Source organism: Legionellales bacterium (assembly GCA_026125385.1).
Lineage (GTDB): Bacteria > Pseudomonadota > Gammaproteobacteria > JAHCLG01 > JAHCLG01 > JAHCLG01.
Genome location: JAHCLG010000007.1, coordinates 53,450 through 75,460, shown reverse-complemented (window position 1 = coordinate 75,460; position 22,011 = coordinate 53,450). Strand labels below are relative to the sequence as shown.

17 protein-coding genes are annotated in these 22,011 nt (G+C 39.7%); 7 read left to right on the top strand and 10 right to left on the bottom strand.

Features of this window, described 5'->3' with window-relative positions; genetic code table 11:
• Genes KIT27_04280 through KIT27_04270 form a run of 3 tightly spaced genes read right to left on the bottom strand, consistent with a single transcriptional unit; the run spans nucleotide 1 to nucleotide 6,954 of the window.
• Nucleotides 1–906, bottom strand: coding sequence for a 5'-nucleotidase (locus tag KIT27_04280; GenBank protein MCW5588862.1), 906 nt, complete (start codon nucleotides 904–906; stop codon nucleotides 1–3).
• Nucleotides 903–4,274 (bottom strand): UvrD-helicase domain-containing protein, encoded by a 3,372-nt coding sequence (locus KIT27_04275; protein ID MCW5588861.1) that lies wholly within the window; start codon nucleotides 4,272–4,274, stop codon nucleotides 903–905. Before KIT27_04275 ends, KIT27_04280 begins: the two co-directional genes overlap by 4 nt.
• A complete protein-coding gene (locus KIT27_04270; GenBank protein ID MCW5588860.1) occupies nucleotides 4,264–6,954 on the bottom strand; it encodes a PD-(D/E)XK nuclease family protein in 2,691 nt (896 codons plus the stop codon). Before KIT27_04270 ends, KIT27_04275 begins: the two co-directional genes overlap by 11 nt.
• Before the next feature lie 585 nt (nucleotides 6,955–7,539).
• On the opposite strand from KIT27_04270, the gene phaC reads away from it, so the two are divergent.
• A complete protein-coding gene (gene phaC / locus KIT27_04265; GenBank protein ID MCW5588859.1) occupies nucleotides 7,540–9,336 on the top strand; it encodes a class I poly(R)-hydroxyalkanoic acid synthase in 1,797 nt (598 codons plus the stop codon).
• A gap of 249 nt (nucleotides 9,337–9,585) precedes the next feature.
• Complete coding sequence (locus KIT27_04260) at nucleotides 9,586–9,738, top strand: hypothetical protein (GenBank protein MCW5588858.1); 153 nt, start codon at nucleotides 9,586–9,588, stop codon at nucleotides 9,736–9,738.
• Between the two features lie 387 nt (nucleotides 9,739–10,125).
• Here KIT27_04260 and KIT27_04255 read toward each other — a convergent pair whose 3' ends face one another.
• A complete protein-coding gene (locus tag KIT27_04255; GenBank protein ID MCW5588857.1) occupies nucleotides 10,126–11,058 on the bottom strand; it encodes an aspartyl/asparaginyl beta-hydroxylase domain-containing protein in 933 nt (310 codons plus the stop codon).
• Nucleotides 11,059–11,134: 76 nt separating this feature from the next.
• Nucleotides 11,135–11,881, bottom strand: coding sequence for a class I SAM-dependent methyltransferase (locus tag KIT27_04250; GenBank protein ID MCW5588856.1), 747 nt, complete (start codon nucleotides 11,879–11,881; stop codon nucleotides 11,135–11,137).
• 136 nt (nucleotides 11,882–12,017) lie between these two features.
• On the opposite strand from KIT27_04250, the gene KIT27_04245 reads away from it, so the two are divergent.
• Entirely contained in the window at nucleotides 12,018–12,287 is a 270-nt protein-coding gene (locus tag KIT27_04245; protein ID MCW5588855.1) for a hypothetical protein, read from the top strand.
• A gap of 58 nt (nucleotides 12,288–12,345) precedes the next feature.
• Here the strand turns inward: KIT27_04245 and KIT27_04240 are convergent, their stop codons facing one another.
• The 3 genes from KIT27_04240 to KIT27_04230 all read right to left on the bottom strand — a co-directional run bounded on the left by KIT27_04240 (nucleotide 12,346) and on the right by KIT27_04230 (nucleotide 15,584).
• Nucleotides 12,346–13,551, bottom strand: a complete 1,206-nt coding sequence (locus tag KIT27_04240) for an ATP-binding protein (protein MCW5588854.1) — start codon at nucleotides 13,549–13,551, stop codon at nucleotides 12,346–12,348.
• A 69-nt stretch (nucleotides 13,552–13,620) separates the two neighbouring features.
• Nucleotides 13,621–13,959 carry a P-II family nitrogen regulator gene (locus KIT27_04235; protein ID MCW5588853.1) on the bottom strand — a complete coding sequence of 113 codons (339 nt, stop codon included), beginning with the start codon at nucleotides 13,957–13,959 and terminating at the stop codon, nucleotides 13,621–13,623.
• The gene (locus tag KIT27_04230; protein MCW5588852.1) at nucleotides 13,956–15,584 is read right to left on the bottom strand and encodes an NAD+ synthase; all 1,629 of its coding nucleotides are present in this window, start codon (nucleotides 15,582–15,584) and stop codon (nucleotides 13,956–13,958) included. The genes KIT27_04235 and KIT27_04230 overlap by 4 nt, the downstream gene beginning before the upstream one ends.
• A 226-nt stretch (nucleotides 15,585–15,810) precedes the next feature.
• Between KIT27_04230 and KIT27_04225 the strand changes: the two genes are divergently transcribed.
• The 4 genes from KIT27_04225 to KIT27_04210 all read left to right on the top strand — a co-directional run bounded on the left by KIT27_04225 (nucleotide 15,811) and on the right by KIT27_04210 (nucleotide 20,114).
• The gene (locus tag KIT27_04225) at nucleotides 15,811–17,424 is read left to right on the top strand and encodes a hypothetical protein (protein MCW5588851.1); all 1,614 of its coding nucleotides are present in this window, start codon (nucleotides 15,811–15,813) and stop codon (nucleotides 17,422–17,424) included.
• A gap of 35 nt (nucleotides 17,425–17,459) precedes the next feature.
• Nucleotides 17,460–18,800, top strand: a complete 1,341-nt coding sequence (locus KIT27_04220) for a sigma-54-dependent Fis family transcriptional regulator (protein MCW5588850.1) — start codon at nucleotides 17,460–17,462, stop codon at nucleotides 18,798–18,800.
• A 182-nt stretch (nucleotides 18,801–18,982) separates the two neighbouring features.
• Entirely contained in the window at nucleotides 18,983–19,510 is a 528-nt protein-coding gene (locus KIT27_04215; protein ID MCW5588849.1) for a GspH/FimT family pseudopilin, read from the top strand.
• 70 nt (nucleotides 19,511–19,580) lie between these two features.
• The gene (locus KIT27_04210) at nucleotides 19,581–20,114 is read left to right on the top strand and encodes a GspH/FimT family pseudopilin (GenBank protein MCW5588848.1); all 534 of its coding nucleotides are present in this window, start codon (nucleotides 19,581–19,583) and stop codon (nucleotides 20,112–20,114) included.
• Here the strand turns inward: KIT27_04210 and KIT27_04205 are convergent.
• Together KIT27_04205 and KIT27_04200 are read right to left on the bottom strand one after the other, a co-directional pair.
• Complete coding sequence (locus KIT27_04205; protein MCW5588847.1) at nucleotides 20,111–20,329, bottom strand: hypothetical protein; 219 nt, start codon at nucleotides 20,327–20,329, stop codon at nucleotides 20,111–20,113. The two genes, KIT27_04210 and KIT27_04205, sit on opposite strands and share 4 nt — an antisense overlap.
• 180 nt (nucleotides 20,330–20,509) lie before the next feature.
• Entirely contained in the window at nucleotides 20,510–21,904 is a 1,395-nt protein-coding gene (locus KIT27_04200) for an oligopeptide:H+ symporter (GenBank protein ID MCW5588846.1), read from the bottom strand.
• Nucleotides 21,905–22,011: the final 107 nt, after the last annotated feature.

Below are 22,011 nucleotides of genomic sequence, written 5' to 3'. Positions count from 1 at the left end.
TCATAGCAATTCATTGACTACACCATGAGGAACATGGCCTGTGGCCACGACTTGACTGGCTTTTTCGCAGTGGGTGGTTTGATCATCAAAAAAAATATCGGCGCCGAATTCTTTTAAAAATAAGGTTTTTTCCATGCCACCTAAAAAAATTGCTTCATCGGTACGAATATTCCACGCCCGCAAGGTACGAATTGCTCGCTCATGCGCAGGTGCGTTGCGAGCAGTGATTAATGCGGTGCGAATAGGGCAATCATCGGGATTAAAGGTTTGTTGCAGTTGATGTAGAGTTTCTAAAAATAATTTAAACGGTCCATCACCTAACGGAGTTTTGGCACAAGCTTGTTCGGTTTGTTGAAAGGTTTTTAAATCGTGATGCTGAAAAATACGCTCTGCTTCATCAGAAAAAATCACGGCATCGCCATCGAAAGCAATCCGTAATTGATTTGAGAGCGTATTAAAGGGTGTTGCAGAAACCATGGTGGCAGCGGCAATACCATGATCAATAGCATTTTGCACATCCTGAATATTGGCCGATAAAAATAAATGTGCGCCAAACGCACGAGCATAACCATAAGGACTTTGACCACGTGTAAAGGCAGCACGGCTAATATTAAGCTGATGAGATTGAATGCTATTAAAAATTCGTAAACCGGTATCGGCACTGTTACGCGATAATAAAATAACTTCTACTAATGATTCTTGCTGATTCGCTTGTTTTAAACCTAATAATTTTTTCACGATGGGAAAGGCAGGACCCGGTTGTAAAATATTATCTTCGTTGTCAATTTGATATTGTTGATAAGCAAGCTCGCCTTGTTCTTCCCAGACTTGGTTACTCTCGCTTAAATCGAATAATGCGCGTGAGGAAATAGCGACTATGAGTTTTCCTTGTAAATTTACTTTCATGGTTGATACTCCCATTCGTGCCAAGCTGAAATCATAGGAAAGTATAATCCCAAATGAATTTTTCTGCTATCGAGTTGCTGAAAGGCACGAGCATATTGTTCGAGCTGTTGACGGTAGCGAATAAATTCTTGTTGTAAAAATTCATTGAGATCTTGTTTAGGTGCAGGTTCAGAGGATTTATAATCTATAATCCAACGTTTATTGTCTTCATCGACAAAACTGCGATCAATAATTAACGTTTTAACTCCATTTCTAGTTTTTAGGGTGAGGGCAAACTCATTTACGGCGAGTGGATGATTGGGATTGAATATCCATAGCCCACGCCGATCGGCAAATATCCGCTCTAATGCCGTAATGAGTTTTTGATACGCTGGGATGAGTGCTTGTTGCGGTATCCCCTGTTGTTGCAAAATGAATTTCCAGCGCATCTCTTCAGTAATAATAGTGTCTATTGTTAATTGTCCTTCTGCAATTTGACAGAGCATGCGATGCAAGACAATACCGAGGTGACGCGCTAGCGGATTATCGTATTCTGTGATTGCTAATGGCTGAACTGCGTTGAGGGGATTAATTTCAGGATCAAGCATGGATTGAGATTCAGCCGTTATCGAGTTGAATGTCATTTTCGGCAATTCATAGGCTAAACTTAACCGACGTAAATATTTAGGCGCCGCACCGGCAGCAAGATGATTATGTGTGGGTGATTGTTGTGCCAATAAGTGTTGGGTTTGTTCGTGAATATACGGCCATAAGAGTGCTAACAAACTACTATTACTGGGTGCTTTTACTTCATTTTCTGAGAAATGATTATGATACATTAAGTGTAATGATTTTTTAGCGCGCGTGCATGCGACATAAAATAAGCGTGCGGTTTCATAGGCTAATTTATTTTTTTCGCGGGTGAGTAAATATTGATAAAGCGGATCACAATCTTGATCACTTGCTCGAATTGGTGCTAATAATAATTGTGATAATTCAGAATCGAGTTGAGTATATTCTTCCCACAATAATAAACTCGGTTCATTATTAGCAGCTTTTCGTTCAAGTGCAGGTAAAATGACGTGATCGAACTCTAAACCTTTGGCTTTGTGCATGGTCATGATTTGTAAAGAACCATCCGCGTTAGGATCGGGATTTGCGAATAAATAATCAATATTTTTTTCAAGTGATTCTAAACTAAATTGATCAAAACTTAATTGTTTGAGTGCTGCAAAAAAAACCTCGCTGTCGGCAAGTTCACTGGCTTGATTTAAACAGGCAGGCCCACCTAAGGCCAACCAGGTATTGCGTACCAGTTGTGGTAAGGATTGACGTCCGCGTTGTTGCAGACTTAGTGATAAAACACCTATTATTTTTTCTAAACGTTTTTGGCCATCTTGGCTTAATGAAGGAATGGTTGAATACTGTTGAATGCGTTCCCATAAACATAATTGAATTTCTTCACTGGCAAGTGCATGGCAATCGGCGAGCGTTAAACCACACCACGGTGCGCGTAATATCGCAAGCCAAGCAATGCGATCGGCGGGATGCACTAAAGCGCGCGTCAGTGCTAATAAATCTTGGATAATAGAGCTTTGACTTAATGATTCAATATCCACTGCACGATAATTTATTTTTGCCGTTCGCAATGCCGGTAATAGATCCATGATGTGATGGCGGGCACGCACTAAAATCGCAATAGTGCCTTTAGGATCGCGCGCACGAAGTGTTTGGATTAAATCAAGTAAAGCGGAGGTTTGTGCGCTGGTCTCTGCTGCTAATAAGGGATGTAAATTAACGTGCTCAGTGCTTTGTGGATGAAAGGCGCTGGATGGACTATAACGGATAGCGCCTAGCGTCAAATCTTCGCGTGCAGGAAAAATACGTTGAAAATGATGATTAACCCAATTCACAATATTGGCCTGTGAGCGAAAATTTTCTGTCAGCGTTAGAGATTGCAGATGAATATTCCCCATACCGCGTTCGCGTGCTCGTAAAAATAATCCTACTTCCGCTTGCCGAAAACGATAAATTGATTGCATGGGATCGCCGACTAAAAATAAAGTTCGCCCATCTGCAGCTTCCCAGCCACGAGTTAATTGCTCTAATAAACGAAATTGCGTGATCGAGGTATCTTGAAATTCATCGACTAAAATATGTTGAATGCGATAATCTAAACTTAAGGCAAGATCGGTGGGATTTTCTTCATCTCCTAGTGCACGTAAAGCTCGTGTAGTAATTTCAGTAAAATCAACTTCACCGACTTCTTGAAACGTGATAATCAGTAAGGCGGCAAGCCTGGGAAGAATAATGAATAAACTATTAAGAATTTCCCATTGCTTGTCGTTGTAACTGAGTGGAGGTAAGTTTAAGAGTTGTTGCAGTTGTTCACGCAAATCATCGCGCGTCTGTAAGTGTGCTAATAACTCTTGCATACGCTGCTTCATCGCAACTTCCATTGGATTTTTAGTTGCCGGAAAACCTATAGTTTTATCAACACGACGACGAAATTCTCCGCTTTGCGTTAACAACAACGTCGCTAGCGCACGCCAAATAATTTTATTATTTTCCAAATCTTGATTAAAAGTCCGTGAATATCCTGCTTTAATGATGGAATCACTATTGCTTAACATTAAATTGTGCGCGGCATAATCGAGAAGTGCCATTAACTCTGTTTTTTCATCTGGCGTGATAAGCTTGGCAATGGTGATTAAGAGCTGTTGATTAATTTTTTTCAGTGTGCCTTGCAAGTGATAGCGCAAATCGTGCGGATCGTTTATCCCAACTAAATAATTTAACCATTGTTCGCGGCACTTCAGCATGGCTATTAACAATTCACAGACTTGTTGATAATTATTATCTAAATGTTGTAAAAGTTGTCGCAATGCCGGTTGCACCGTTTCATCTTCTTCAAGCGATTGCAACAATAATTCTGCAGCGTGTTGATATAAATTATCGCCGTGTTCTCCAATCACTGGACTTGCGCCCATTTGCGAGAGCAAAGGCATTTGTCTTACTAAACTTGCGCATAAAGCATCGATGGTTAAAATACGTAAACGATTGGGATTATTTAATAAGTTCCATTGCCAAGCGTTATCCTGGGCTAACGCTTTTTGAGCAAGTTGCCAGGTGTGACGGGCATGAGATTCTTGAGGTTCTTCCGTGGTGTGACCTCGATGTAAAGCGTTTAAAATGCGTTCACGCATTTCTGCGGCGGCTTTACGAGTAAAAGTGAGGGCAATAATTTCTTCAGGATGTCGTACTTGCGTTAATAGCACTAAAAAGCGTTGAGTTAATAATTCGGTTTTACCGGAACCCGCTGGTGCTTGCACAATAAAAGAAGTCTGGGGTTGAATGGCTTGTTGACGTTGAGCGCGATCATTTAGCATGTTCTGTTATCCTGCAAAAAGGCTGTAAATCGCAGAGACGACAGGTTTTCTCACCATCAACTGGATCTACTCGTGCAATACCTTGCAAAAATTCTTCTGCTAAGTGATGCAACGTGGTTTGCCAATGATGTAATAATGCATCCCAGCTCCAAACACCGTGTTCATGTTTAATTTCAGCAGGAATTTTTATTCCAGGGGTGGAGTTTGCCGAACGACAAATGCCCTTTAATGCCATTTCTTGGGAACGAATTTGCGCAAAGGCTATGCCTTGTGCGTTTTCCATTAAACAATATAATGGCAATTGTGGTTCAGATAATCTCGCATCACACCACCCCGCAAATGAGGTTTTCCCTGTTTTATAATCAATAATTAGCGTGCTACCATCGGCTAATTGATCAATGCGATCGACTTTTAAATTAAGTGACAATGAATTAATGGTCATCGTGCGAGCGGCTTCTACTTCTTTAACAACAAATGCTTCATGCGTTTTTTCAATCTCACACCATGCTATTAAAAGTTGAGTCACTCGCTCACATTCGAGTTGATAAAGTTCGCTATGAGTGGGTAAAAAATTCGCTTTTACTCGTAACGCATTTTGAACGGCATCTTGGATTAATGGGCGTAATTGCTGTGGCGATAATTCGAGTAATTGTTGTTGAGTCGATAATTTCTGCCAAATCAATTCTAATGCGCGATGAAGAATAGAACCACGGGTTAGCGCATCTAAACCTATACTGGGATTTTTTAACGCAGTGGCTCGTAAGCGATAGCGCGCGAATGCTTGAAAAGGGCAAACGGCTTGCGATTTTAACAGACCCGCCCCTCCGCGTATGGAGGCTAATTCTGTCGCCTGCATGAGTGGGGCTTGTTCATCGGTTAACGTTTCAATAGTTTGTTGAGAAAATTGAATTTCAGCAAAACTTAAGGGCGCTAAAAAAAATTCGGGATTACCAATCTCACAATGCAAAAATAAGGGACTTAATTGTAAGTGCTCATCATCAGCGTGTTGATGGTAACTGATATAAACAGTGGGCGCGCTGTGTTGAATGCGTTGAGTGATGTGCTGAGCGAAATGAAATTCTCGTTCACTGCTGGATTGTGGCATATGACATTGGCGTTGTAATGGCAAAGGTAAAAATGGGTTGGGTTGCGGGGGACTTGGCCATTGTTTATCATCCATTCCCATCACCCAGCACTGATCAAAATATAATCCACTGGCTTCTAATAGTCCTAATACTTGAATTTGGTTAGGATGCGATTTCGGTTGGAATACGGTTTTTTTCAGCATTAAGCATAATTTTTCCTGAGCACGTTCTAGCGTAAAACTATTTTGCAGGCCTGCTAATTGTGAAAATTCGTTTAAAACTTCATAAAATTTTTCGACAGTTTGGCTTTCATGAGAATTTAATTCACGAAGACCAGGCCATCCCCACAAGGTTAAGATGGTTCGCCAATAAACAATAAAATCGAGTGGTTGAGAGGGAACAGGTGTGCTGCGACGAAAGTGTTGGTAGCGTTCTAAACAGTCGGCAAACTCGGGACTATATGAAAAAACATGATCGTCGTTAGTGATTTCTTGCTTTGCGTAATCAATAATTTTTTGATAAGGCAATTCATTTAACTCTAATTCGCGTAAGCGCGCGTCTAAATTCGCACGAGTGAAAGCTTCTGATCGGGCACCTTTTAGATAAGGACTCAGTAATATTTCACGCAAGCTTGTTAATGTTAACGCAGAATCAGGCAAATTTAATAAGGTTAATGCTATTTTACACAGTGGATAGCTTGCTAAATTTTTTCCTGCCGAAATATTAACGGGCATGAGGGCAGAATCATCCAAATCGATGGTTAGTGAGTTTGTGGATGGGGGCAAACTCCACAGCTGTTCACGAAACAGTTGTAATAAGTCATCACGTTCATCTTCAAGATTTGGCACAATGCAGGCAAGAGATTGATGAGGATCGCGGGCTAATTGGCTTAATGCCCAGGCCACCATGCTGCGCATTTCCTGTTGTTTATCGACAAAGGCCAGCGATTGACATTGAGTGGAAGTGAGAGAGGATTTTAATTCTGTGACGGTTTTACCAAGCGATCGCCAGTAGAGTATTACATTTTCTAGGGCGGGTGAAAGTTGATCAAATCCACATAAATAAATGGTGTTTTGTTTCACCCAAGTTTTCGTTTTGGGAATGGTGAGTAATTCGGCGATAAGACAATGGGGGTCTTGCCAGTGATGTTGTGTTAATAATTGTTGATAAGCGTTAGCCCAGGTTAAAAAGGCGCTGCAATCGATATTGTCTGCTTCTATTGTCGATAATGGGATTTGCCAATCGGCGATTAAACGCCACGCGCTTTGCGCTTGCTCTGCTGTTTCATTGAGTTGTATTAATTCATGAGCATGCGTGGATTTGGCAATAATATCTAGCCATAAATGCAAAGTTTGATGAGGGGTTAATAAAAGTTTGGGGGGAAGTAAGCCCACTTCGTGGCATTCTTTCCAAGTTTGTTCCAACCAGGTATTCAACGCCAAGATAGACGCGGTTGGCCAAATGGGATTGGATTGGCCTTGATACTCTGCAAACGCAAAATGCAAGCTTGCTGCTAAACGTTGGGTCGCGCAGAGCACAAGAGCTGGTGTGTGGCTCAGCGTATTAAATAGCGATTGGTATTGCGCCATCATCATAGCAGCAGTCTCTGGGGTTATTTTGCGTTCAAGAACGAGATTGTCGGGGTTGAAGGCTGGTTTGTCTACTGTAATTTTTTCAAGAGTCGAAATGAGGATTGCGCAGGCGTTTAATTTTATCTGAACGTTTGGTAGAAGTAATCATGGATAAAAGTTGGTTTAAAGCTTGCATAAACCAATCCGTGTATGAAATGCGTAAACTTATTCACTTTTTTTCACAAGTCTCTGAAAGTGCCGCAAATTTATTATGACATTGTGAGGTACGCCAGATTAGACCAAAATAAAGTCAAATACTTAGCGTAACTTATTGATTATTCGATATAAATATTGAGTGTTCAAAAAATGAACAATTTGACATGAGGTCAACAAAATCAGTCGATGGGGCGATTTTTTGACGTCATTTCCACAAACTTATCCACAGCTTCTGTGAATAAATGAAGGGCTGCTCGTTTGCGGTACGCTGAAAAATCTCCCTAACGCTTGTGAGACATTTACCACTTGCACCTTGCGAAGAGATGCGGATAATATGTCTATCTTTTCGCACCGCCAAGTGCGATAACAGAGAAGAAGGGAGACAGCATTACGATGGAACCGTCTGCGGAAAATGGATTTAACGAATTAATGAAAAATGGCAGTGAAATTGCCGAGAAAACGTATCAAGTGCTCAATCAATTCATGTCGCGCTGGCAAGAAGGCCAAATGGGCGTAGGTTGGAATGATTTTGCCGTGCTTGGGAAGTTGTATCAAGATTATCTCCAGAATCTGTGGTCAGATCCTAATAAGTTATTCGCGCAACAAATGGCGTATTGGCAAAGCATGATGGGGTTATGGCAAAACATGACCTTGGCTTGGTTGGGCGAAAAAGTAGAACCTGTCATTCAACCCTCCGTAACTGATAAACGGTTTCGTGATACGCAATGGGATAATATTCCACTGTTTGCCTTTATCAAACAAGCCTATTTAATTTTTGCTCAACATGCTCAAGAATCGGTGGCGAAAGTTCAAGGCTTAGATGCTAAGCGCAAAAACCAATTAGCTTTTTTTACCCAGCAATTTGTGAATGCGATGTCGCCCAGTAATTTTATTCTGACTAACCCACAAGTATTAAATGCTACTTTACACAGTAAAGGCGAAAATTTAGTGAATGGGTTAAATAATATGCTAGAAGATTTAGCGAAAAATACTCAAGGGGCATTTACCATATCCATGACCGATATGCAGGCTTTTAGCATTGGAAAAAATATTGCAACAACCTCAGGGAGTGTGGTTTGGCAAAATGATTTATTGCAATTAATTCAATATCACCCCACCAGCAAAGAGGTTTATCAAAAACCCTTATTAATTATTCCACCGTGGATTAATAAATATTATATTTTAGATTTGCAACCTGAAAACTCACTGGTGAAATATTTAGTGGATCAAGGATTCACGGTATTCATGATTTCGTGGGTAAACCCGACTGAGCATCACCGTGATAAAGATTTTGCATCGTACCTGGCAGAAGGATCGCTGGCGGCAATTCAACAAATCATTAAACTGTGCGATGAAAAAACCATTAACGTGGTAGGGTATTGTATTGGCGGCACGTTATTGTCAGCAACGCTTGCACATTTAGCGGTTAAAAAGCAACAATGGGTTAATTCGGCAACTTATTTCGCGACGATGATTGATTTTAGCGAGCCTGGTGATCTCGGCGTATTTATCGATGAAGAACAAATTCAACAATTAGAAAAACTCATGAGTGAAAAGGGCTTTTTGCCCGGTGCAGCGATGGCTACATCGTTTAATATGCTTCGCTCTAATGAATTAATTTGGTCGTATTATATTAATAATTATTTAATGGGTAACGAACCTTTTCCGTTCGATTTATTATATTGGAATTGCGACAACACCAATTTACCGGCAAAAATGCACAGTTTTTATTTGCGGAAAATGTATTTGGAAAATGTTTTTTGTCAGCCTAACGGGGTGACGTTATTAGATACACCACTTGATATCCAAAAAATTACTGTTCCTGCGATGTTTATTTCGGCAGAGGGCGATCACATTGCCCCGTGGAAATCGACGTATCTTGGCGCATTATTACATCAGGGTGAGACTGAATTTGTCTTAAGTAGTTCAGGTCATATCGCAGGAATTGTCAATCCGCCGGTTAAGAAAAAATACGCGCACTGGATTAATAAAACCTTACCAAGCGATTCCATGGAATGGTTTTCTAAAGCGAAAGAATGCGAAGGATCGTGGTGGCCTTATTGGGTGAAATGGTTAAGTAAACAAAGTGGCGATAAAATTCCTGCGCGTAAAATCGGTTGTGGTAAAGTCACTGAGCTCGAGCCTGCACCCGGATCTTATGTCAAAGCGGTCGCGAAGAGGGTTGAGTGAGATTATTAAGATGATACCGAACCCGATCGCTATGATGAATTCCAGGTGAACAAATTAAATTTCAAAGCGCTCATAAAACAAGTTGACTAAATACGCACTTTGTAAGAAGATATGTTTTTATCAATAATTAAAATAAGGTAATTTATCATTATGTTTGGAGATATTCCTTGCCTAACGCCATCAGAACTGGTTGAACGTCTTGTTGTAGGTATTGCAGGAGGCGCTTTTGCTTCAACTCTGGGAAGTTTCATGTTCAGAGTTCTAGGCCATATTAGTCATAGTTCACCACAACAAATCGAAGGATTAAGTGAAATGGGTGGGTATCTTGGAGGTACGCTAGGTTTTTTGGCGGGGCAAATAGTGGTATCTCAACAGAATAATCGTAATCCTCGTAGACGATAAACACTGTTAGCCAGATATAAAACTCGATAATAAAAATAAAAAGGTGACTTCTATGTGTACTTGTTTCTGCCGATTCTTTTGCCCTCATAACGATAATAATGCAAGGCCGCGTGAGAACTTGCTGCCGTGGTATGGTTTTACTGTAGCGGGTGGTGTTATTGGCGGTGTTATAGGGCTTTTCTTGAGCGGTCCCCCGAAGATAGCTTAGCTCACAATTATAATGAATACTCATTAAACTTAATTATAGGCGGAGCTCTGACCGGCGCTATTTGTTCAGGCGCGGTTACAGCATGGGGTATGCTTACCCACCATGAAGAACACCGTAACAATAGACTCGGAGTTTAACTCTAAGTCATTTCATTTTATTTTACTAAGGTTCAGGGGTTGCTATAAATAAAAAATCACTAATAACACACTCGCTACAATTAACGTATATTTCGTCAGTCGAAACAGGGGTGGGTTTTTACGCTTGATTTTAGTTAATCCGTTTTTAATCGCGTGAATATAGCGATAAAACCGATTGATGCCGCCGGTGTCATCGTTGTTGAGATTAGGGGATGATGCGGCTGACATCACGTATTTTCCAAAGATATAATTAAACGCACGCATAAAACGGGTGTGAAGGGGGCGTTCAATATCGCAGAAAAAAATCAAGCGAGGTTTATCGGTGTGATTATAAGCATAGTGCAGATAGGTTTCATCGAAAATCACATCTTCGCCATCGCGCCAGGAATAGGGGACGCCATCGACAAAAATTTTACAGTCATCGGAATTGGGTGTGGCCAAACCCAAATGATAACGCAAGGAACCCGCATAAGGATCGCGATGTTTGGTTAATTCACCGTGTGGAGGCAAATACGCAAACATCGCAGCTTTAATATAAGGGATCTGTTTGACGAGTTCGCAGGTTTTAGGGCAATGCCGTAACGCAGAAGGATGTTGGTAATGATACCATTTAATATAAAAACGCGACCAGCCTCGTTTTAAAAATGAATTAAATCCCACATCATCATTTCGTTCTTTTTGTTCAATATAACCTTGTTGGAGTAAGGCCATACCCTCATCGCGAATAATTTCATAATTTTCTTTTAATGCATTTAATTCTTTAAATAAACTGCGATCGCAATACGCTTGGCGGGGCACGGCTGAAAACAAATACATCAGGGCGTTAATCGGAGCTAGTGCCGCGCTGTGATTAAATAATTGGCGACGAAACGCTAATCGATCTTTGCCGCGAAAATGTTGATAGCAAATGGAACCTAAAAAAACTGCAATAGTGATCGTTTTTATATTAATAAACGCAGGTAAGGCGATGACCATGGCAATTTACTCACTGGATTTTTTGCGCATGTTAACAGGAATACGCCTATTCGCCAATGACTGGATGAACAGAGCATTAGAGTTTTGTGGCCAGTGCTCTCACATGCGCACGATGATTAAAGCTCGAACAAAATTCAACCTTAAAACCCTGGCGTGTTAAGAATTGAGTTAATGAAGTAGGGGTGAAATACCACAGATGCCCAGGTGGGCTGAAATATTTCCAGCTCAGTCCCTGACGCTTAGCTTTGGGATGAGACACACAGGGCATGACTAAATAAAACTTCCCGCCGGTTTTTAATACGCGCTTAATTTCATGGAGAGTGGTTTCAAGATTTTGCACGTGTTCAATGACGTGATAGGCCACGATAAAATCGAAGCGGCTATCTGGAAATGTCATGTTCATGACATCCATTACCTGGGCATTCAACCCCCCTTGAGTCCGTGCGAAATTAACACACGCTTCAGAGTAATCGATGCCTTCCGCAATAATCGATTTGTCGTTGGCAACAGCTTTGAGTAATTCACCGCGATTACAACCAATTTCTAACATGTGCATAGGTCTTGCCTTGCAAATGTGTTTATACCACATCGCGAGTAGTTTATAGCGTAAAATACGGCGCCATTTAAAGCTTAAATTACCTTCATCTGTATAAACGGTATTATAAAACGTGGTGAGTTTTTCGGTGCTGGGGATATTTTTAACGTAAACTTGTTCGCACTGCTGACATTTCATCAGCTGATATCCGTCCATTACCGTGAAATCAGATTGCTGAGTGGCCAGTAAACAGGCTGGACAATGATTTAAAACGTACCCACTTGCCATTTAACTATCCTAGAAATTTTAATTGACGTGCATCCTATCATCGTATGATCCGAGCGTCAAAATAAAAATTTGGTTGTGTATTGACGCAGTTTATATGTATCTATATAGTACGCATGTAAAAATTTGAGATAATATCATGCTTAGAAATAATCAAAATCTACAACCTGCAGTTGATATCAATGATTTAATAAGAGACTTATGCAGAACAGTTTATGTTAGCGCTATGGGTTTGGGACTAGGAGGAATTGCCGGGGAACTGATATTTTCTTTGTATGCTTATGCTGCTGGTGTTTCCGATCATGAATTAGAAGATTATAGAGCTTTTGGTCGAAGGGCTGGAGGAATTGTTGGTACGGTAGTTGCGAATTGTCAAGAATATTATCAACGGCATCGGCCAGGGCATTGACATTATACAAATTTAATATTTCTGTGCACTCCCTGTATCGTAATATCTATCATCAAGCTCAATAAAGAAACCCGAAAAAAAACAAAGGGATGGTATTTTTACCAGCCAGTGTAATGCCATCTTTAATGAGAAAAGCAGGATTTTCAGTTTCTTTAAGTTGTTTAGCCGTTTTATTTTTCCCGCCAATTTCAAAAACATGAGAATGGGTATGGTAATCGCCGGTTTTGGAATAATACACGGGCTCGCGAGCGTCTCGTGTGGTTTGAATAAAATAAAGCTCACGTAATGTTCCTAGATTTAAATGATCATTCACCACTTGCTGGAAAGTGTAAAGTAAAGTTGTATTATGCAAAAATAATTTTTGTGGTTTGCGTAAGTATTGATTACCAGCTTCGGAAGGATAGATCAACTGAACTAAGCCAACTTTTTCTAAAATGGTGAGATAATTAAAAACAGTTTGATGGGAAACATCTAAATTTTTGGCAATATTATTAGTATTAACTTCACCAGGTGGTATAGTAGCTAAATAACTGAGTATTTTCCGAAACAAATACAAATTATGGGTTTTTAAATCATAATAATTCGGGATATCTTCAAAAATAATTTTTTCAATCACCCGCATCACTCGCTCATAATAACTGTGGGGATCGTCAAAAACAAAAGGATAATAGCCATAAGCCAAGTAGTGTTTAAAATAACCTAAGACGGTATGAATAGAGCCAAGATGATTAAATTTTTTCGGATCATCGATTAATGAAGCAAATTCAATATGTTGATGGTCACTTCGTGTCGCGAAATTGAGATATTCTCGGAAGGACATTCCTGGCAAATAATACAGTTTAGCGCGTCGAGACAGATCATGACTGCCTTGAGTAATTTCCAGCATAGAGCTACCAGAATAAATAATTTTAATATCAGGAAAGGCATCGTATAAATTTTTTAATTCTTGATTCCAGTTATTATATTTATGAATTTCATCAATAAAAAAAATCCGGTAGCCCTCCAGTTGATATAAATCGTTAATAAATTCTAATAGAGTGGTTTGTCGAAAATACACGGAATCGGCAGAAAAATAAAATACTTGCTGAGTACTAGCCAGATTTTCTTTAATATACTGCAACATTAATGTGGTTTTACCCACTCCGCGAGGGCCAACAATGCCTGTTAGGCGATGCAAACGCAAGTGAGTGTATAAATAACGTTTACACGATAATGAGGTGTGATCCAGCAAACGGTGAAAGGTTTCCGTCAGGAAGTTATCCAATTTAAGTGTACTCTAATATTATTTAGTATAAATTAAAGTATACTTTAATCATAGGCAAGTAGCAAACCTCTATAACGCATTATTATCCACTTCACCCGACCGAATGCGAATGGCTTTTTCTATAGTATAGACAATGATTTTGCCATCACCGACTTTACCGGTGCGCCCTGTTTTTACAATAATGTCTAGACAATCGTCTAAGCGTTCATCGTCAATAATGATTTCCATTTTAATTTTAGGGAGATAATTATCATGAAACTCCGTACCGCGATAGACTTGGCGTTGACTTTTTTGTTCGCCAATCCCGTAGACTTCAACGAGGGTCATGCCAGTAATGCCAATCTCGGCTAATTTTTGGCGGATTTCTTCTAACTTGGCGCGACGAACCACGGCCTCAATTTTTTTCATGCGATTATTCCTTTAAATCCCGACGTAATAGGGTAACGACGATCACGCCCGAACGCTCTGCTACTAATGCGGATCCCTGGCGGTGATTGACGGCGTTTATATTCATTGCGATCAATTAATCCACAAACTTTTTTTACCACTTCTGCCTCAATTCCTTTCGCTATAATATCAGTTTGGCTTAAATCCTGCTCGACATAATCGGCAATGATAGCATCTAAAATCGGATAGGGAGGTAAACTTTGTTCATCGGTTTGATCGGGCGCTAATTCGGCGGAAGGTGGGCGAGTGATGACGCGTTCAGGAATCACATACTGTTGTTGATTGCGCCAATTTACTAATTCGTAGACCGTGGTTTTATAAACATCTTTTAATACCGCGAGCGCTCCTGCAGTATCGCCGTATAAGGTGGCGTAACCTACGGCGGTTTCACTTTTATTACTAGTAGTTAGCACTAATTTTCCCGTTTTATTAGAAATGGCCATTAGCAACGTGCCACGAATACGAGATTGTAAATTTTGTTCGGTTAAATCGGGAGGTAATTCTTCAAAACGTGGGGCAAGTGCCGTTAAAAATGACTGAAACAGAGGTTCAATATCAATGATGCTATGCTCGATTTTTAAATTATTCGCGATTAAAACAGCATCTTCCACACTCATGGTAGAGGTATACCGTGAAGGCATTAAAACGGCTTCGACATTTTCAGCACCTAACGCATCGACGGCAATGCAAATTGTTAAGGCGGAATCTATGCCACCCGATAATCCTACCAACGCACCTCGTGCTTTATTTTTTCGACAATAATCGCGCACGCCCATGACTAATGCTTGATAAATTTTTTCATGATCATCAATGGGCTTAGCTAACATGGAGGAACTAAGGGTTAAAGCGGGCTTTAATTGACAATCGATAAGGAGTAATTTTTCTTGAAAAAAACCCGCATGGGCGATTAATTTTCCATGTTGATCTAACACCATCGAGCCGCCATCAAAAATAAACTCATCTTGGCCACCAACCCAATGTGAATAAAGTATGGGTAAATGATTTTCTTGAATACGTTGTTGCAAAATATGTTGGCGCTGTTGATCTTTTTCCAAACTAAAGGGTGATGCATTGGGGCTTAAAATAAGATCGGCTCCTGCGGCTTTGGTGGCAGCGAGAGGTTCTTTAGACCATAAATCTTCGCAAATCAGAATACCTAAGTTGACTCCGCGATAGGGGATCACACAGGGTTGATGACCTACGTCGAAATAACGTTTCTCATCGAAGACATTGTAATTAGGTAGGCATTGTTTGTGATAAATCGTGTGGATTTGACCTTGATGTAAAACAAATGCTGCGTTATATAATTGGTCATGAATTTGCTGAGGTGCGCCCAGGATCACCATGAGTTGTGGTGCGACTGTGGCAATTTTTGCAATCATCTGGTTAATTTGTTGATGCAGTTCAGGACGTAATAATAAGTCTTCAGGAGGGTAGCCACATAAAGTTAATTCAGGAAAAACCATAATATCGACGTTTAATTCTTCTGACTGGCGCAGCCAAGTCATAACATTTTCTGCATTGAAGGCCACATCGCCGACCATAAAATTCATTTGGGCGAGAGCTATACGTAAATTTTCACTCATTTATTTATCCTATCCACTATAATTATGCTAAGACTCTTATAGAGCCTGTTCAAAGTCTTCAAGCTTGAGTCAGAAAGTGTCGATTTTTGAGCACCGGAGCGCATTACACGTCAGTAAATGAGCACCGGAGCACAGAAAATCGGCAGTTTAGGGCCAAGATTGGAGACTTTGAACAGGCTCTTAAGTTGTGATTATAATTTGATCGCGTTAAGGTGCAAAGGATCTCATGCAAACTCAACCCGTACAATTGCATCAACAAACCCCTTGGGTAAAAATGCCAGCTTGGAATGCACTGTATATATTTAATGGTTATCGTTTAGCGTTGGCGGCAGGCTTATTATTAATTATATATTTTAATCACGATTTTTTTCCCCAGGCTATAAATCATCGGCAGTCGATTTTAATTTTGTTATGGGTTTATTTAAGTTTTGCCCTGCTGAGTATGGTGATGACGGTATTGCGACGTCCTAGTTTTTCGCTTCAAGTCATTTTGCCGGTCTTATTCGATATTTTTATTTTAACCATGGTATTGCATACGAGTCGCGCAGAAATTGCAATTTTAGGTATTTTAATGAATGCCTCCATCGCGGGCGGGAGTATTTTAACTGAAGGTCGCACCTCAATATTTTTTGCAGCCATTGCCAGTTTAAGTATTTTATTCGAACATGCCTATTCATTAATGGGTGGATCGGCTTTAGATGTCAATTATATGGAAGTGGGAATCGTCGGGTTAACTTTTTTTGCAACGGCAATACTCGGTCATACCCTTTCAAAAAAATTACGTGCCACCGAGGCGATTGCTTCTCAACAAGGTAAAGATTTAGCCTATATTTCTGAAATTAATCAGTATATCGTTCAACAAATTCGCTCGGGAATTATGGTGGTAAATTGTCGTCAAGAAATTGAAATGATTAACCATAGCGCACAAAAATTATTATTTCTCACTCAAGATGCTTTAGGAAAACCATTAAAAGCAGTTATTCCTGTTCTCGCTGACTTATTTTCGCAATGGCAAGCATATCGTGCCGCGCCTATTCCACCATTCCAATTGGATGAGCACGCCAATTTAATTAGTCCGCAATTTATTGATGTCGGTGATGAGGGTAAAGGGGTGGTGATATTTTTAGATGATTTAAGTTTAGCAACCCAACAAGCCCAACAACTTAAATTAGCAGCCCTTGGACGTTTATCGGCGAGTATTGCGCATGAAATTCGTAATCCGTTGGGGGCAGTGAGCCATGCGGCGCAACTATTAGAAGAATCATCACAATTAACTTCCCAAGATAAACGTTTATTACAAATTATCCGTCAACACGCCGATCGCATGAATCAAATTATTAAAAATGTTTTACAATTATCAAAACGCAGCACACAGGATCTTACCGCTTATCCCTTATCGCCCTGGATTAATGAATTTTTTGCAAGTTATCAACAAACACATCATCCTGATGCCATTATCGACATTGAAATCACCGAAAAACAGTTACCAGTTTATTTTGATTTAAGTCAATTAAGCCAAATTTTAACGAATTTATGTGATAATGGCTTACGATATAGTTATCAAGCATCGGGACAAAAACGTATCAAGATTATTGCAGGGATCGAAAAATACGAAAATTACGCTTATATTGATATTATCGATTTTGGCGATGGAATTGAAACTCATCAATTAGATCATTTATTCGAACCATTTTTCACGACAGAGCAACAAGGAACAGGACTGGGATTATATATTGCTAAAGAATTATGTGAAGTCAATCATGCTAATTTAAAATATTATGATTTAACAACTGGCGAAAGTTGTTTTCGGATTTACTGGTCGCTTAAAGACAATGCTTGAAAATATCGTAAGAAAGTTACAATTAAGGATAGACTATGACAACACCTCTGGCATTAATTATTGATGATGAACCTGATATTCGTGAATTATTAAGCTTAACCTTAACGCAAATGGGTGTGGAGGTGAACGATGTCGCCACGATTAGCGAAGCAAAAACGTTATTATTAAAAAAAACCGTTAATGTATGTTTTACCGATATGCGTTTACCCGATGGCAATGGCTTAGAACTCGTAGAGTTTATTCAGCAACACTGTCCTTTTGTGCCTGTGGCCGTAATTACGGCTTATGGCAATATGGAATTAGCGATTACTGCACTGAAAACGGGCGCCTTCGATTTTATTTCTAAACCCATTGATTTAGGTAATTTACGTAGGTTGGTGCGCCAAGCGCTACAATTAAAGGATGAACATAAAGTAGATGATTTCTCCCAATATGGTTTATTGGGAGAAACTCCGCCAATTAAACAATTGGTCACTACCATTCGTAAATTATCACGCAGTCAAGCACCTGTATATATCAGTGGTGAATCGGGCACGGGAAAAGAATTAGTGGCAAAATTAATTCATGAACTAGGGCCAAGACAGCAAGCTCCTTTTGTTCCAGTGAATTGTGGTGCCATTCCCGAGCATCTTATGGAAAGTGAATTTTTCGGTCATAAAAAAGGAAGTTTTACTGGAGCAGTGAGCGATAAACAGGGATTATTTCAAGCGGCGCATGGTGGTACATTATTTTTAGATGAAGTAGCCGATTTACCGATGAATATGCAAGTAAAATTATTACGCGCCATTCAAGAAAAAGCAATCCGTCCCATTGGCCATGCGCAAGAAATCGCTGTGGATGTCAGAATTTTAAGTGCCACGCATAAAAATTTACCTAAACTCGTGCACGAAAATCATTTTCGTCAAGATTTATTTTATCGGGTCAATGTCATTGAGTTACATGTGCCGAGTTTACAAGAACGTCAAGCGGATATTCCTTTATTAGCTGAACATGTTTTAGAAAAATTAGCAAAGCGTGCGCGGGTGAGTAAACCTAAATTATCAGCCACGGCATTAACTGCATTAAACCACTATGCTTTTCCAGGTAATATTCGTGAATTAGAAAATATTTTAGAACGCGCGATGACCTTATGTGAAAATAATCTAATTACGCCAGACGATTTGCAATTAAGAGTAATGAGCGAGGATGTGAATAGCCTATCTACTCCCAGCTTAAATTCTGATTTACCATTGGAACCTTATCTTGATGAAATTGAAAAACAAAAAATTTTGGCAACGCTCAATAAAACTCAAGGAAATAAAACGCGCGCCGCGAAATTATTAGGTATTACTTTACGCGCCTTGCGCTATCGTTTAGAAAAACTGGGAATTAGTTAAAGGCTATTTAAAATCTTGTTATTTTTTCTGCGCAGAGGCCCAAAAATCGCCACTTTATGGCGCAAAGTCTGAAATGTTGAACAGGTGTGCAATGAAGGAAATATACCGCTTTTTGTCACTTGTTGTTTAGCGATTAATTTTATAACGTAAGTCGTAAGCAGCATTGACAAAAGGAAATCAAAATGACGATTCGTCAGGCTGCTGCATTTACGTTATTAGAAACATTAATCACAATTACGATTTTAGGTATTTTGTGTTCAGTGCTGATTCCGAGTTTTTATCATGCCAAACAACGACACGATCAACAATTAGCGATCCGAGAATTGCTATACACCATCAATTTAGCGCGTAGTTTGGCGTTATCGAAGGGTACGGCTATTACTCTTTGCCCCACGTTAAATGGCTGGGATTGTGAAGCGCAGTGGGCATTAAAACGAATGATATTTGTTGATCATAACCACAATCATCGTCGCGATCCCTCAGAACCACTTTTACAAGAGATGCCAATAATACGCCATTATCAGATAACATTGTCGAGTTTGGGTTCTAAATCCTATTTAATCTTCGATCCCAGTGGCAAACTCTACGGCGGTGCTGGACGTTTTGCACTCTGTTACGGTAAAACGGATACGTCACAGGATGTTAGGCTCATCTTTAATCGCTTAGGACGTACTCGTTGGGTTCTCGGTAATGCCGATTGCCAGAAATAGTCTTACAAATAGCATATATAGTCTATACTTAAAGATACTCTTATCCCTTATTTCGAAAAAACCAGTGAAGATGAAATTTTGTAAAGGTTTTACATTACTCGAAGCGTTGGTCACGGTTACCATTGCCGGCATTCTCTTGGCTGCCGGTGTGCCGGCGATGCGTTCAACGTTGCAAAATAACCGTTCTTACATGGCAGCTAAGGAATTTGTCACCATGGCCCAGTACGCGCGTTATGAGGCCATTAAGCGGGGGGTACCCGTTTCCTTGTGCGCAGCCGATCCCAATAATTTTGGTCTATGTGTCGAGGATGGTAATTATTTGATTGACGAAAGTTGGAGTAATGGTTGGCTTATCTTTATCGACGCCACAAGCAGTGGCCAAGTGGCAGCCGCGGGTGATGTATTAAAAATTCGCCCAGGATTGAGTACCACTGCCTTAGTCCAATCGACAGCTCGCCGCATTACTTACGATCGCGATGGCTTTCCAACCGCAGGCACTGTCGATTTTACCTTTCAAGCGCCAGGCTGTGTAGGGCAAAATGGGCGGATTGTATCCATTACGCCAAGTGGTAGAACCTCGGTGGCACTGAGTAATTGCAGTTAATGTTTTGCTTTAACGACACGACGCCGTTGCCATATATCCACGCCCAACATCATTAAAAAACTGATGAGGCAAATACTCATGGCCGTGATATCAATAGGCTCTGCAATTTCTGCCAAAATGCAAAAAATTACTAGAGGATAACATAATAAACGCGTGCGTGAATTAAATACAATTAAGGCAAATATGGCAAAAATAGCCGGAATAATTGTAAGCATGATTCAGTCCTTTGATCACGTTTTATCAGTAGATTTAACTAAGTATAGCTGATATTGCAAGAGATAAAAATTTTAGGTTTTGGCGTCGCGCTAACGCTGCAAAAGATATATTCAGTATACGCTTTTGAGTATTTTTATACTTAGTGCCTCACTAATAATGTAAGCCTATGGAGGCTATTTTTATTCAATCAAATGCGTGATTTTTTTATTAAATCCAAAGGCTACCAGTGTAATTAATGTAATAAAGCTGGCGATGAGCAAAAATGAATTGGCATAATAATGCGTTTCTAAATGGAAATGATTGATCACTAAATGTGAACCATTGGCCAATAAACTACTTAAATATCCACCAAATGCCATAAATAAATACCACGCTCCCATCATAATGCTAGTAACATTTTTGGGGGCAATATCACTAATGGTAGCGAGCATGATAGGAGTAATCGCGAGTTCTCCCATGCCCAGCAAAAAGATGCCGAATAAAATAAAGCTAATTACATAGGGCAGGGAAGCGGCAAGTGCGAAACAAAAAATGCCTAAACTTGCACAGATTAAACCAAAATTAAATTTATGGATAATAGAAATAGGGCATTGACGTTTTTCGTAATATTTCCACAGATAATTTAATAAAGGTGCAGAAAAAATAACAAAGGCGCAATAGAGAGCGCTAAAGGCATTGGCGGATAATTTAGTGTGAATGATCCCCGTTTGAATTTTGTTACTAATAAATAAGGTAATGGTGATGCCAATTTGAAAAGCCGCCGTGTAATAAATCATACCTAAAAAACATAAAATTAATATTGCAACAATATGTTTCCGCTCTTGCTGATAATGTTGAAAAACTATCCAGCCTAAATAGATCAGCGCTAGCAAAAATAATAGTAAGATAATGGGAGTAATAAGCCAAAGGGTATTCAATAAAACGCTTAAGAAAAAAATGAGCAAGCCAATTAACCCGAGAAAAGATACTTTTCGCGAGAAAGCAAAAATGGGTTCATTTAATTTAATAAAGTGTAAGAAAGGCAATAGAGCTATAAGTGTTATTAATAAACCAATACCATTCATTAAAAAACAGATATTCCAATCGTGGTAATAAATAGCCAAGCTATAGAGTAGCGGGCTTAATGAACCTCCAACATTAATGGTGAGATATAAGATAGTGTAAGTTAGTTCTTTATTTGCTTTGGCAACTTTTAACTCTTGTAATATTCCTAATAATCGTGAAGAACTGCTTTTAAAAAAACCCATGCCAACAATAAAAAGTGTTAAGCCCAAGGTGAAGCAGTAATAATGATACGAGAGCATAATGATATTGCCAAGCACAGTTAAACCAAGCCCCAACAGCAATGCCATTTTAATTCCCAACACTTGATCGGCGGCAATTCCGCCGAGAATAGGCATGGTGTAAATGATAGCGACATAGGCACCGTATAATAAAATGCTGTCCTGATTTGAAAAATGAAATACGTGATTGAGATATAGAACCAGCACGGTTTGAATACCGTAGTAGGCAAAAGTAATCCAAAAATTACCTAGGATTAACAAGGCATTGACGATGCTATGTTTGTTTACCATAAAACCTTCTGTAGGTTGCGCTATTTCTGAGAGTAAGTCTAAGGCTAATGCCAGAGTCAAGCAAGTACAGGTTTGCTGGGGGTGATTTTATTGGTTGATTAAGATCA